The 12,779-nt window shown below is 60.3% G+C and carries 12 protein-coding genes; 1 reads left to right on the top strand and 11 read right to left on the bottom strand.

What is annotated here, in order from left to right:
- Positions 1 to 20: 20 nt before the first annotated feature.
- Positions 21 to 2,168 carry a 3-hydroxyacyl-CoA dehydrogenase NAD-binding domain-containing protein gene (locus HX811_RS05335; RefSeq protein ID WP_177045111.1) on the bottom strand — a complete coding sequence of 716 codons (2,148 nt, stop codon included), beginning with the start codon at positions 2,166 to 2,168 and terminating at the stop codon, positions 21 to 23.
- A 16-nt stretch (positions 2,169 to 2,184) separates the two neighbouring features.
- The gene (locus HX811_RS05330; RefSeq protein ID WP_102369690.1) at positions 2,185 to 3,390 is read right to left on the bottom strand and encodes an acetyl-CoA C-acetyltransferase; all 1,206 of its coding nucleotides are present in this window, start codon (positions 3,388 to 3,390) and stop codon (positions 2,185 to 2,187) included.
- Between the two features lie 681 nt (positions 3,391 to 4,071).
- On the opposite strand from HX811_RS05330, the gene HX811_RS05325 reads away from it, so the two are divergent.
- Positions 4,072 to 4,875 (top strand): cytochrome c, encoded by an 804-nt coding sequence (locus HX811_RS05325; RefSeq protein WP_177041404.1) that lies wholly within the window; start codon positions 4,072 to 4,074, stop codon positions 4,873 to 4,875.
- A 106-nt stretch (positions 4,876 to 4,981) separates the two neighbouring features.
- Here HX811_RS05325 and HX811_RS05320 read toward each other — a convergent pair whose 3' ends face one another.
- The 9 genes from HX811_RS05320 to HX811_RS05280 form a co-directional block, all read right to left on the bottom strand.
- A complete protein-coding gene (locus HX811_RS05320; protein ID WP_004371203.1) occupies positions 4,982 to 5,785 on the bottom strand; it encodes a transglutaminase family protein in 804 nt (267 codons plus the stop codon).
- A complete protein-coding gene (locus HX811_RS05315; RefSeq protein WP_004371204.1) occupies positions 5,782 to 6,732 on the bottom strand; it encodes an alpha-E domain-containing protein in 951 nt (316 codons plus the stop codon). Before HX811_RS05315 ends, HX811_RS05320 begins: the two co-directional genes overlap by 4 nt.
- A 3-nt stretch (positions 6,733 to 6,735) precedes the next feature.
- Positions 6,736 to 8,145: a circularly permuted type 2 ATP-grasp protein gene (locus HX811_RS05310; protein WP_004371206.1), complete on the bottom strand. Its 1,410-nt coding sequence runs from the start codon at positions 8,143 to 8,145 to the stop codon at positions 6,736 to 6,738.
- A 425-nt stretch (positions 8,146 to 8,570) separates the two neighbouring features.
- Positions 8,571 to 8,912: a ribonuclease E inhibitor RraB gene (locus tag HX811_RS05305; RefSeq protein ID WP_003193463.1), complete on the bottom strand. Its 342-nt coding sequence runs from the start codon at positions 8,910 to 8,912 to the stop codon at positions 8,571 to 8,573.
- 213 nt (positions 8,913 to 9,125) lie between these two features.
- A complete protein-coding gene (locus HX811_RS05300) occupies positions 9,126 to 9,386 on the bottom strand; it encodes a hypothetical protein (protein WP_008434908.1) in 261 nt (86 codons plus the stop codon).
- Between the two features lie 79 nt (positions 9,387 to 9,465).
- Positions 9,466 to 10,071 carry an START domain-containing protein gene (locus HX811_RS05295; protein ID WP_004371215.1) on the bottom strand — a complete coding sequence of 202 codons (606 nt, stop codon included), beginning with the start codon at positions 10,069 to 10,071 and terminating at the stop codon, positions 9,466 to 9,468.
- A gap of 44 nt (positions 10,072 to 10,115) precedes the next feature.
- Entirely contained in the window at positions 10,116 to 10,370 is a 255-nt protein-coding gene (locus tag HX811_RS05290) for a YkgJ family cysteine cluster protein (RefSeq protein WP_004371217.1), read from the bottom strand.
- A 163-nt stretch (positions 10,371 to 10,533) separates the two neighbouring features.
- Positions 10,534 to 11,034: a hypothetical protein gene (locus tag HX811_RS05285; protein WP_004371218.1), complete on the bottom strand. Its 501-nt coding sequence runs from the start codon at positions 11,032 to 11,034 to the stop codon at positions 10,534 to 10,536.
- 104 nt (positions 11,035 to 11,138) lie between these two features.
- Complete coding sequence (locus HX811_RS05280) at positions 11,139 to 12,578, bottom strand: PLP-dependent aminotransferase family protein (protein WP_008434911.1); 1,440 nt, start codon at positions 12,576 to 12,578, stop codon at positions 11,139 to 11,141.
- Positions 12,579 to 12,779: the final 201 nt, after the last annotated feature.

The following is a 12,779-nucleotide window of genomic DNA, read 5'->3' as shown; positions in this document are numbered from 1 at the left end:
AGCCCGCTCCCACATTTCGATCACCGATACGCTTCACCCTGTGCAGCTTTCTCCAACAGCAGCGCCGGCGGCGTGAAGCGCTCGCCATATTGCTCGGCCAGGTATCGGGCGCGGGCGACGAAATCGTTCAGGCCGTACTGGTTGATGAATTGCAGCGCCCCGCCGCTCCAGGCGGCAAAACCGATACCGAAGATCGAGCCGACGTTGGCATCCGCCGTCGACATCAACACGCCCTCCTCCACACAGCGCACGGTTTCGATGGCCTGGATGAACAGCAAACGGTCGCGCACGTCTTGCGGCGAGATCTGTTGGCCGGGCTTTTCGAAGCGGCTTTTCAGCTCCGGCCACAGGTGTTTCTGCCCGCCCGCCGGGTACTCGTAGAAACCGCCACCCGCCGCCTTGCCCGGGCGCTTGTATTCAATGAGCAACAGGTCGATCACGGCAAACGCCGGGTGCTGCGGTAACGGCTTGCCCTCGGCCTGTAGGTCCTTGGCCGTCTGTTGACGGATATGGCTCATCAGGCTGAGGGAAACTTCGTCAGAGACCGCCAGCGGCCCCACCGGCATCCCGGCCTTGCGCGCCTCGGTCTCGATCATCGGTGCGGCCACGCCTTCGCCGAGCATGGCGATACCTTCATTGGTGAAGGTGCCGAACACCCTTGAAGTGAAGAAGCCGCGGCTGTCGTTGACCACGATCGGGGTTTTCTTGATTTGCAGTACGAAGTCGAACCCCCGCGCCAGGGTTTCGTCGCTGGTGCGGGCGCCCTTGATGATTTCCACCAGGGGCATTTTTTCCACCGGGCTGAAGAAGTGCAGGCCGATAAACTTGCCCTGGTCTGGAACGGCGGTGGCTAACCCGCTGATGGGCAAAGTGGAGGTGTTGGAGGCGATCACCGCTTCGGCACCCACCACGTTTTGCGCGGCCGCCGAGACCTTGGCCTTGAGTTCCCGATCCTCGAAGACGGCTTCGATGATCAGGTCGCAGCCGGCAAGATCAGCATCGGATTCGGTAGGAACAATCCGCGCGAGGATGGTTTCCCGCTGTTCGGCGGTCAATTGCCCACGCCCGACCTTCTTGTCCAGCAACGTGGCCGAGTGGGCCTTGCCCTTCTCTGCCGCCGCCTGGCTGACGTCCTTGAGCACCACCTCAATGCCCGCCGAGGCGCTGACGTAGGCAATGCCCGCGCCCATCATCCCGGCGCCGAGCACGCCGACCTTGCGTGTCACATACGGCGCAAAGCCCTTGGGCCGCGAACTGCCGGCATTGATTTCATTGAGCTGGAACCAGAAGGTGCCAATCATGTTTTTCGCCACTTGCCCGGTGACCAGCTCGGTGAAGTAGCGGGTCTCGATCAAGTGCGCGGTGTCGAAATCCACCTGGGCACCTTCCACGGCGGCGCAGAGGATTTTCTCCGGGGCCGGGAAGCAGCCGTTGGTTTTGGCGCGCAGGATCGATGGCGCAATGGCGAGCATTTGCGCGACTTTTGGGTTGGACGGCGTGCCGCCAGGGATCTGATAACCCTTGATGTCCCAACGCTGTGTCGCCTCGGGGTTGGCCAGAATCCACGCCCGGGACTTGGCCAGCAGCTCGTCACGGTCTGCCGCCAGCTCATCAATCAACCCGGCTTGCAGCGCCTGCTGCGGCGTAATCTTTTTGCCTTCCAGCAAGTAGGGCAAGGCTTTTTCCAGGCCCAGCATCCGCACCATGCGCACCACACCGCCGCCACCCGGCAAAAGCCCGAGGGTGACTTCCGGCAGGCCGATCTGTACCAACTTGTGGTCCAGCGCCACACGGTGCTGGCACGCCAGGCAGATCTCCCAGCCACCGCCCAGCGCGGCGCCGTTGATCGCGGCCACTACCGGTTTGCCGAGGGTTTCCAGGGTGCGCAGTTGCGCCTTCAGCACCAGCACGCTGTCGTAGAAATCCTTGGCGTGGGGCTTGTCGACCTTGATCAGTTCATTAAGGTCGCCGCCGGCAAAGAAGGTCTTCTTGGCCGAGGTGATGATCACGCCCGCAATCGAATCCTTCTCGGCGTCCAGGCGGGCGACGGTGGCCGCCATGGCCTCGCGGTACACCCCGTTCATGGTGTTGGCGCTCTGGCCGGGCATGTCGATGGTCAGCACCACAATCTGGTCCTGGCCCTTTTCGTAACGAATGGCATCGGTCATGACTGATTCCTTAGGCTCAGAGGCGTTCGATGATAGTGGCGATACCCATGCCGCCGCCGACACACAGGGTGGCCAGGCCATACCGCTGCTGGCGCACCTCCAGTTCGTCGAGCAAGGTGCCGAGAATCGCGCAGCCGGTGGCGCCCAGCGGATGCCCCATGGCGATGGAGCCGCCGTTGACGTTGACCCGGGCGGCGTCGATGCCCATGTCCTTGATGAACTTGAGCACCACCGACGCGAACGCCTCGTTAACCTCGAACAGGTCGATGTCTTCAACCCGAAGGCCAGCCTTGGCCAGGGCCTTGCGGGTGGCCGGTGCGGGGCCGGTGAGCATGATGGTGGGGTCAGTGCTGGTGACCGCCGTGGCGACGATACGCGCCCGGGGTTGCAGGCCGAGTTCGCGACCTTTTGCTTCAGAACCGATCAGCATCAGCGCCGCGCCATCGACAATCCCGGAACTGTTGCCCGGTGTGTGCACGTGATTGATGCGTTCGACGTGGCTGTAGACCCGCAACGCCGTGGCGTCGAAGCCCATCTGGCCCATCATTTCGAAGCTGGGCTTGAGTTTGCCCAGGCCTTCGAGGGTGGAGTCGGCACGGATGAATTCGTCATGATCCAGCAGCACAATGCCATTTTGGTCCTGCACGGCGATCAGCGACTTGTTGAAGGAACCGTCTGATCTGGCCCGCGCCGCTTTCTGCTGTGAGTGCAGGGCAAAGGCGTCGACGTCCTGGCGGGTGAAGCCTTCCAGGGTGGCGATCAGGTCGGCACCGATGCCTTGCGGGGTGAAGTGGCTGTGCATATTGGTTTGCGGGTCGAGCACCCAGGCGCCGCCGTCACTGCCCATGGGCACTCGGGACATGGACTCGACGCCGCCCACCACCACGAGGTCTTCAAAGCCGGAGCGTACTTTCATCGCGCCGAGGTTCACGGCTTCCAGGCCCGAGGCGCAAAACCGGTTGATCTGCACACCGGCGACGCTGATATCCCAGTCCGCCACCAACGCGGCGGTCTTGGCGATGTCGGCGCCCTGGTCGCCAATCGGTGTGACACAGCCCAGGACGATGTCATCCACTTGCCGGGTGTCGAGGTCGGTGCGCTGTTGCAGTGCCGTCAGCAAACCGGCCACCAGGTTCACCGGCTTGACGCTGTGCAGGGCGCCATCCGCCTTGCCTTTGCCCCGGGGTGTGCGTATCGCATCAAAGATCAAAGCTTGGGTCATGACGTCCTCGAATCACTATGCAACGAATCGTGCCCTTACCTTAGGCGCCAGGGCGCCGGATTCAATGACCGAACCGCTCATTGACCTTGACGCTCACGCTCAGACGAACGGTAGGAGGCTACGGGAATCGGCTGATTAATCGTTTTAGCTGTCTAGCCGTAGGGCTGGCGTCTGGCTGGCAATTGGCCTCATGCCTTTTTAATAAGTTTTCTTCAGGTGATGAGACGAAATGGATCTAAGCCATATAGAACGAGGGCTCTAAGGTTGAATCTGTAAGAGAAGTTAAAGGTTGCTGCCGGGTTTTGCTGGAGCACCTGTAGGAACTGTAAGAAAAGAGTCATGTAGCACCGTCATAGTTGAATCGACCGGCACGCATTTGACGCTCAGGAATAACAACAAAAGGCAGTCAGCCATGTTCAAGCATTCGAAAGTACGTCAGGCGGGACTTATTCTGTTCGCCACCACCCTGATTCTGATCTTGCCCAACCTCACCAAGGTCATTGGGTGACCTCTCACACCCCACATTCTGCGCAGACACAGCGCCAGGATCGCAGCCTTTGGCAGCGCCTTTCGGGATATTGCGTATAGCGATCCCGTCAGGGGCTGCCGTTTTGCGCGCCGAGATTTTGTGATTTTGCGGTATCGTGAGTTCCACCGCCTTTTCCGATATGTGGCCCTTCCTTGAAACAGATCATCGTCCTCCTGATCCTGCTGCTGGCCTTGCCGGCGCACGCCGCGAAATTGACCGTCGAGCTGGATCACGCCAGCAAAACCTGGGAAACCACCGAACTGCTCAAGCGTCCGGATGTGCAGACGGTGCAGATCGTTGATGACGTTTCCTACAAGCGCAATATGACCTATCGCGCAGTGCCGTTGGCAGCGCTGTTGCCGGGCATCACGCCGGAAAACCATCTGCAGGCAGTGGCCCTCGACGGCTTTGCCGCGGAACTGACGGCGGCACCGCTGCTATCAAAAAGCGGCGCGCGGGCCTGGCTGGCGGTGGAAGATCCGGCGCATCCGTGGCCACCACTGGCAGACGGCAAGCCCAGTGCCGGGCCGTTTTATCTGGTGTGGACCGATCCACAAGCCGGGCATATCAGCCCTGAGCAGTGGCCGTTTCAGATTTCCGGGATCAAGCAGTTGAAGACGGTGGCGGAGCGCTTCCCGGCGTTGTTGCCGGATCCGAAACTGGCGGCGAATGACCCGGTGAATCAGGGGTTCGCACTGTTCCAGAAGAACTGCCTGGCATGTCATCGCCTGAACGGGGCCGGCGATGCGCAGGTGGGGCCGGACCTGAATATTCCTTACAACCCCACTGAATATTTTGCCGGGGATTTCCTCAAGCGCTACATCCGCGATCCGCAAAGCATGCGGCACTGGCCACAGGCGAAGATGCCAGCGTTTGCCACCAGCGTGCTGCCGGATGCGGACCTGGATCTGCTGGTGGGGTATTTGAAGCATATGGCGGGCAGAAAGCAGCCTTAAGGCTCGGGTAAACCTGTGGCGAGGGAGCTTGCTCCCTCTCCACAAAAAGCTTTCCTGGCACAGAGAGATTTCCTGTTACACAAAGCTCCCTCTCTCTCCCGGATTCCTACTGCTGCTGCACCGAAATCACCGGTGTCGGCGCTACAAATACCTTGGCATGCATTTGCTCATGCCCTCCCCCACGACGCATGCCTCGTACCGGGCAGGCGTCCAGGTAATCCAGGCCCACCGCCAGCTTCAAATGCCGCTCCGGCCGCGCCAGTTGATTGGTCACGTCAAAACTGTACCAGGCGTCATCCAGCCACGCTTCAGCCCAGGCATGGCTGGCGAGGTGCTCGCAGTCTTCGCTGTACAAATACCCCGACACATAACGCGCCGGAATCCCCAGGCTGCGGGCACAGGCGAGGAAGGCGTGGGTGTGGTCCTGGCACACCCCGGCACGCCCGGCAAACGCCTTGGCCGCACAGGTGTCGACTTCGGTAGAGCCGGGCGAATAGGTCATGTACTGGTTCAGCGCGTGCATCAGGTCGATCAATGCGCTGCGGTCGCGGCGTTGATGGCAATGCTTTTCGGCAAAGCTGCGCAGGGCCTCGTCCGGCTCGGTCAACCGAGTGCAGCGAAGGAACGGGAAGGCCGACTGGCTTTCATGCTCGGCTTCACGCAATTCGTCGATATCCACCTGGCCACGGGCGCCAATGATGATGGCTTCATGGGGCTCGTCCAGGGTCAATACGTGCAGGATGTTGCCGAACGGGTCCAGTTGCGCCCGTACCGGCCGGGGCAAGTCCAACTGCCAACTGAGGACATGCTGGCGCTCGCTGTCGTGGGGCGTGAGCCGCAGGTACTGGATGCTGGCACGCACCTGGTCTTCGTAGTGGTAGGTGGTTTCGTGGCTGATGGAAAGTCTCATGCCGCCTCCAGGTAGGAACTGTAAATAGCATCGCCCAGCTCGCGCACGAGCGGGATGAAATCGGTCAGCCAAGCGTGCAGGCCTTCCTCGAGAATTTCGTCGATGGCGGTATAGCGCAGGCGTGCGTCCATTTCCGCTGCCAGGCGTTGGGCCGGGCGACCGTTGATGCCGGGCAGGCTGCCAAGGATCTGGTCGATCTCTTCACTGCAGGCCCGCAGCGACCGCGGCACGTCGGCGCGCAGCAGCAACAGCTCGGCGACTTGTCGGGCGCCGGGGGCATCACGGTAGATTTCGGTGTAGGCCTCGAACGACGACAACGCCCGCAACAACGCACTCCATTGATAGTAGGCATGGGCGGTACCATCGGTGACCGCTTCGGCCTGGTCGCCGGCCATTTCATAGCGGGCGTCGAGCAAGCGCAGGGTGTTGTCGGCGCGCTCGATAAAGGTGCCCAGGCGAATAAAACGAAAGGCGTCGTTACGCATGATGGTGCCGTAGGTGGCGCCACGGAACAGGTGGGACCGCTCCTTGACCCACTCGCAGAACCGGCTCATGCCGTAGCGACTCAGGCCTTGCTGGGCGATGTCGCGAATCTCCAGCCAGGTGGCGTTGATGTTTTCCCACATGTCGGCGGTGATTCGCCCACGCACGGCATGGGCACTGGCGCGTGCAGCGCCGAGGCAGCTGTAGATGCTGGCCGGGTTCGCCGCATCCAGGGCGAAGAAGTGCAGCAGGCGTTCGGCGTGCAACTCACCGTGGCGCTCGCGGTAATCGTCGAGGGTGCCGGTGATCAGCAGCGGCATCGCCAGTTCATGCAGACCATCGCCGCGCCCGTCCTGGGGCATCAGCGACAGCGAATAACTGACATCGAGCATCCGCGCGAGGTTTTCCGCGCGCTCCAGGTAGCGTGACATCCAATACAAATCCGAGGCAGTTCTACTCAACATATTTCAATCCTCGACCACCCAGGTGTCTTTGGTGCCGCCGCCCTGGGACGAGTTGACCACCAACGAGCCTTCCCGCAGCGCCACACGAGTCAGGCCGCCGGGGACCACACGGGTTTCCTTGCCTTGCAGCACAAACGGGCGCAGGTCGATGTGCCGTGGCGCGATGCCGTTTTCGACGAAGGTCGGGCATGTCGACAGGCACAGCGTTGGCTGCGCGATATAGGCGTGGGGCTTGGCCTTGATGCGTGCACGGAAGGCTTCGATTTCCGCCGCCGAGGCGGCCGGGCCGACCAACATGCCATAGCCACCGGAGCCCTGGGTTTCCTTCACCACCAGTTGCGGAAGGTTGGCCAGTACGTGGGACAGTTCACTGGGATTACGGCACTGGAACGTCGGAACATTCTTCAGGATCGGTTCTTCATCCAGGTAAAAACGGATCATCTCGGTGACGAAGGGGTACACCGACTTGTCATCCGCCACCCCGGTGCCGATGGCATTGGCCAACACCACGTTGCCCGAGCGATACGCCGCCAGCAGGCCCGGTACGCCGAGCATGGAGTCCGGGTTGAAGGCCAGCGGGTCGAGGAACGCGTCGTCGAGGCGACGGTAGATCACATCCACCGCCTTGGGGCCGTCGGTGGTGCGCATGAACACGCGGTCATCGCGTACAAACAGATCGGCACCTTCCACCAGTTCCACGCCCATTTCCCGGGCCAGGAATGCATGCTCGAAGAACGCACTGTTGAAACGCCCAGGCGTCAACACCACCACACTGGGATTGTCCAGCGGGCTGGAGCTTTTCAGGGTGTCGAGCAACAGGTTGGGATAGTGGTCGATGGGCGCAATGCGCTGGGCCGCGAACAGTTCGGGGAACAGGCGCATCATCATCTTGCGGTCTTCGAGCATGTAGCTCACGCCGCTGGGGGTACGCAGATTGTCTTCGAGGACGTAGTAAGTGCCGTCGCCATCGCGTACGAGGTCGACACCTGAGATGTGGGAATAGATATCCCGATGCAGGTCCAGGCCCTGCATCGCCAACTGGTACTGCTCGTTGGCCAGGACTTGCTCGGCGGGGATGATCCCAGCCTTGATAATGCGTTGTTCGTGGTAGAGGTCGGCGAGAAACATGTTCAGCGCCTTGACCCGCTGGATGCAGCCGCGCTCGACGATCCGCCATTCACTGGCCGGGATGCTGCGGGGGATCGTGTCGAAGGGGATCAGGCGCTCGGTACCTTGCTCATCGCCATACAAGGTGAAGGTGATACCGGCCCGGTGAAACAGCAAATCGGCTTCGCGCCGGCGCTGGGCCAGCAGTTCGGCCGGCGTGTCGGCCAACCAGCGGGCGAATTCGCGGTAATGGGGGCGCACCTGCCCTGCCCCGTCGTACATCTCATCATAATAAGTGCGGATCATGCCGTACTCCTTGTCACCCGGACGCCAGAACCATCGCAAGGCCCGTGCCAGCGGCATAAACACTTAAGTATCAATCAGTTGGATATAGACGCAGGTCTCATCGCACCGTCCCGGTGCAGCAAATGCCCGCTGTCATGGGCGGCGCCTCATTGCAATGCAGGCCATGACTATCACCAGCATAGTCAGAGTTGATTTCACTGCCCGGCAAACCCCGCGGATAATCACCTCCATCAGCTGAACAGGACGCGTCCTACAGCTTCATCCATTGCGCATTACCGCTTGTACCGAATCGCTCTCCTCCTTTGCGATCTTCCCTTTGGCCACCCTGCTCGGGTGGCTTTTTTTTGCGCAGGATTTTTCCCGCGCCAGAAACAAAAACGGCCGACCCAAAGGTCAGCCGATACGCTGTGTTATTGCTCATGCCGCTACATGGGTAACCCACGCACCTCCTGTTTCACGCCCCATCCCTCGATGATCCCGCCCAAAGGCTCGACCACCGCCTCAAAGTCCTGCTCGAAGTCTCCTATGCCGTCGTAGGTGGCGAACATGATTTTGCTCAATTCCAGGTACCAGGCGCCGTCATCCCGCGCGCTGACCTGGGCATTCAGGGATTCCCCACGAAACCGACCCGCAGCCCGCCGCGCACGTTCCTCATCCGGGAAAATGGCGTAGAACTCGATGGGGTGGAAACGCGAGAAGTCAAAGCCGCCCTCTTTCATGCGGCGCAACACATTGGTGCTGATGTCTTCTTGATAGGCTGTGCTCATGAAACGTCCTCCTCAAACCGATGGATAGACTTTCCGTGCTTCCCAAGGCCCGCGCTGCAAGGGCGCGGGTGTTACGGCAGTGACGTCGCCGCTGGGAGACAAGCATGTAGCTGACAAGACCAGACCTTAGCGATTCATTCGCTGATCTCCATTGCAGAGTAGCGCGAAGCTATCACCTCCACCAGAGTCTGTTTAAAGGCGTACAGGGAATGTTCAGGCGGCGGGTTCGACGTTGAGGTCTTTGATGCTGTTTTGATCTTTCAGAATCTTGACCGTGGGTTCGGCGATACGCCCCTCCAGATCGTTGAGATCCAGTTCCTCCAGCACCGGTGATACGCGGGCGCGAACCAGGCGCGCGGCTTCTTCAAGCGTGGGTTTCTGCTCGCACTCGAATTGCTCGACTACCGACTCACCATGATCATTGGTGAAGGAAACGTTCCACTTTGGCATCAGAGCCTCCTCGATAAAACCCATGGGTGGGCTTACATCTATCTGGACCTTGAGGGCCTGGAAATCGTTCCACTCAAGGCAGGAGGCACCTGATCAACTGCAGTTATTTTTCAGCGTGTTCTTTCAGGGCTTTCAAGGTGTTGAACGGTGCGTCCACCACAAACTTGTTGGCCAACCAAGACGGCACGCTGCCACCTGGCTCGGTGTGCACCTGGTAGGTCACTTCGGTCAGGTTGTCGCCTTTAGGCACCAGCTTCCAGTAACCATCGACCTGGGCTACGCGCACATAGCCTTTGACTTCTGGCTGGTAGGTCGGCACTTCCAACAGCTTGCGGGTGACGGTGCCGTCGGCAGCCTTGGTGGTGGTGATTTCCAGGATCGAGTCACGATCGGTCACCGGGAACGGTGCCTTGAACTGGGTGTAGGTCCAGCTCTTGTCGCCTTCCTGCTTGAGCAGTTTCTGCGACTTGCATTCGTGGATCCAGGAGCAGGCCCCCGCCACGTCTTCCTGCAGCGCCTGGATCTTGGCCAGCGGCGCCTTGATGGTCGTCACACCGCGATAAGCCTTGTACTTGGAACCGGCAATTTCACTCAAGGACACTTTGATGCCGTCTTCATCCTTGGCCGTCTGCCAGTCTTCAGCATGCGCTGCGGCAGCGAACAACGCGGTAAAACCGCACAACACAGCAATTCGTTTCAGTGAACCCATGGTCTTATTCCTTATTGTTGAAGTTCAGTACTTTGAACAGCCCACTAAGCCGCCGTCATCTGTTCCCACCAGCCGATCAACCTGATCGCTTCTGCCTGGCTACTGCCGCAGACCTCGATATCCGCCTGGAACGAACTACACACTGCGGGCCGCTCAGGCTGGCCAAACAACTGGCACAGTTGTTCGACCGAAAGATGCAGGCAGCGTTCGCCCGCCGGTTTGCCGGCAGGCATTCCCGGCAACGGAGAACTGATGGATGGGGCAATGCAGCAAGCGCCACAGCCTTCACGGCATTTCATGACGAACAGATCCTCGACAACTCAAGTGTTGATGGCCACGTAAGACTACGCCCTTAAACAGACGTTTTAAATTGGCTTAACAGGGGTTTTTCACCGAAAACAAAAGTGACTGACCAGTCTGCGACAGAAGGTCAGGGGTGCGCGTCACGTTTACTCGTCGGGTTTATTGCTTGAACTGGAAATCCAGCGCTGCGCCTTCTACTTCGCGGCGTTCTTCGTTGCGCAGTTGCAGCTGCATTTCATTGCTGAGCAGGCGCCCGTTGATCTGGAAGGCACTGTTGTCAGTGGGCTTTTCGGCAAACATCGGCGGCAGCAGCGGCACGTTCTTCGGCTGCGGCATGGTGCCGAGGGGTTGCAGGTGGCGAACCATGTTCGACGGCAGGCTCAAATCCAGCTCTGCGGGCGGCAGCGGCGTCTTGGCGACTTCGTGGGCCGACTTTGACTTGCTGGCGATAGGCGCACGTTTTTTAACCGGCGTTGCTTTCTTTGCGGGGGCTTTCTTCGCGACCGGTGCCTTCTTGGCCGCAGCGGCTTTTTTCGCCGGCACCGTTTGCTGGGAGCTGGCAGCAGGTGCCGCTTCACCGGCGGGAGCCGCCAGGACAGCGCCAGCGTTACACAGGCTTAACACGCAGATCAGCAGGGCAGCAGGAAAGGTATAAGTCATATCGCCAGCAGCATTAACGGCAGAAGGCCATATGCTCGCTTGTTGAGGACGGTATGACAAGCATGGTAATTAGCCAGCTACCCGTCGTGTCCCCTTTCCATGCCTCAAAAACCCGCCGCAGTCTCCTGGCATAACTGGCTTGCCAGCATCCCGAGGGTCATCAAGGCGCGCTCCGCCTCGCGGTTCCACGGGGTGCCGCAGTTCAGGCGAATACAGTGGTTGAACTGTTCCGTATTACTGAAGATCAGCCCCGGTGCAATGCTGATGCCCTGCTGCAAGGCGCGCACGTGCAGTTCCTGGGTATTGACCCGTCCAGGCAAACTGACCCACAGGATAAAACCGCCGGTCGGGCGGGTCATCTGGGTGCCTTCGGGAAAATACTGCTGCACGGCCAGCTGGAACGCGCTGAGGTTCTTGCGGTACTCCTGGCGGATATAGCGCAGGTGGCGGTCGTAACCGCCATTCTCCAGGTACGCCGCCGTGCCCATCTGGGTCACGCTGCAGGCCGAATGGGTGCTGAACATTTGCAGGCGCTGGATTTCCTGCTGGTACTTGCCGGCAATCATCCAGCCAATGCGAATGCCCGGTGACAGGGTCTTCGAGAAACTCGAGCAATAGATGACCCGGTCCAGACGGTCGTAGGCTTTCAGGGCCTTGGTGCGGCCCAGTTCGAACATCAGTTCGCCATAGATATCGTCCTCGACCACCTGGATATCGAAATCTGAGGCCAGGCGCAGCAACTGTTTCTGCCGCTCTTCGGGCATGGTGCCGCCCAGGGGATTGCTCAGGCGCGTGGTCAGCACCAGGGCCTTGATCGACCATTGGTTGGCTGCCAGTTGCAGGGCTTCCAGGCTCATGCCGGTGGCCGGGTCGCTGGGGATTTCGATGACCTTCAGGCCCAGCAGATCGGCCAGTTGCAGCAAGCCGTAATAGGTCGGCGATTCGGCGGCGATCAGGTCGCCGGGGCGGGTCAGCACCCGCAGCGACATCTGCAATGCATCGACACACCCATGGGTGATCACCACTTCGGAGGGGTCGACCACCACCCCGGCATCGCGCATACGGATCGCCACCTGGCGCCGCAGCGGCTCGAAACCCGGGCTGAACATGTAACTGAACGCCCGCGGGCTCTGGAAACGCGTGACCTTGGCCAGTTGCTGATGCAGCGCGCGCACAGGCAGGTAGTCGACACTCGGCACGGCGGCGCCGAGCGGGAACACGCCTTCGCGACGGGATTCCACCAACACCTGTTGAATGATGCTGCTGCGGGTGACCAACCCTGGACGCTCGACCCGGGCGATGTCCGGCGTGGGCGCAGTGAGCGCCGGCGTCTGGTGCACGTAATACCCGGACTGCGGCCGCGCGCGAATCAAACCCTGGTCTTCCAGGTTCGCGTAGGCTTGCAACACGGTGGCGTGGCTGACGTTGAGCTGGGAGCTCATTTTGCGTACCGAAGGCACACGCTCGCCCGGTTGATAGACACCGCGGCGGATATCCTCAGCCAGCTGCTGGGCGATACGTTGGTAGAGCAACAGATTGGTCATGACGCAGCACTCGATTTCACGGGTATTTTATTTTTGTGTGAAACATACCGGCACAGTTTAGAAGTGTACGGGGACAGTTGCCACAATAGTCGAGCGCGGGCGGCAGTGATAGAAAAAACTGTAAGGGTTGCGAACTGAATCGCGGGCATAAAAAACCCGATCATTGATCGGGCTTATGTGGGAGCTGTCGAGCTTCAGCGA

It is taken from the genome of Pseudomonas sp. F8002, from assembly GCF_013385495.1.
GTDB lineage: Bacteria > Pseudomonadota > Gammaproteobacteria > Pseudomonadales > Pseudomonadaceae > Aquipseudomonas.
The sequence above is the reverse complement of the archived record's forward strand: the minus strand, read 5'-3'. Positions and strand labels throughout refer to the sequence as shown.

Coding starts and splice junctions, on each gene's coding strand:
- HX811_RS05335 (WP_177045111.1), bottom strand. CDS start 2,168: ATGACCGATGCCATTCGTTACGAAAAGGGCCAGGACCAGATTGTGGTG.
- HX811_RS05330 (WP_102369690.1), bottom strand. CDS start 3,390: ATGACCCAAGCTTTGATCTTTGATGCGATACGCACACCCCGGGGCAAA.
- HX811_RS05320 (WP_004371203.1), bottom strand. CDS start 5,785: ATGAGACTTTCCATCAGCCACGAAACCACCTACCACTACGAAGACCAG.
- HX811_RS05315 (WP_004371204.1), bottom strand. CDS start 6,732: ATGTTGAGTAGAACTGCCTCGGATTTGTATTGGATGTCACGCTACCTG.
- HX811_RS05310 (WP_004371206.1), bottom strand. CDS start 8,145: ATGATCCGCACTTATTATGATGAGATGTACGACGGGGCAGGGCAGGTG.
- HX811_RS05305 (WP_003193463.1), bottom strand. CDS start 8,912: ATGAGCACAGCCTATCAAGAAGACATCAGCACCAATGTGTTGCGCCGC.
- HX811_RS05300 (WP_008434908.1), bottom strand. CDS start 9,386: ATGGGTTTTATCGAGGAGGCTCTGATGCCAAAGTGGAACGTTTCCTTC.
- HX811_RS05295 (WP_004371215.1), bottom strand. CDS start 10,071: ATGGGTTCACTGAAACGAATTGCTGTGTTGTGCGGTTTTACCGCGTTG.
- HX811_RS05290 (WP_004371217.1), bottom strand. CDS start 10,370: ATGAAATGCCGTGAAGGCTGTGGCGCTTGCTGCATTGCCCCATCCATC.
- HX811_RS05285 (WP_004371218.1), bottom strand. CDS start 11,034: ATGACTTATACCTTTCCTGCTGCCCTGCTGATCTGCGTGTTAAGCCTG.
- HX811_RS05280 (WP_008434911.1), bottom strand. CDS start 12,578: ATGACCAATCTGTTGCTCTACCAACGTATCGCCCAGCAGCTGGCTGAG.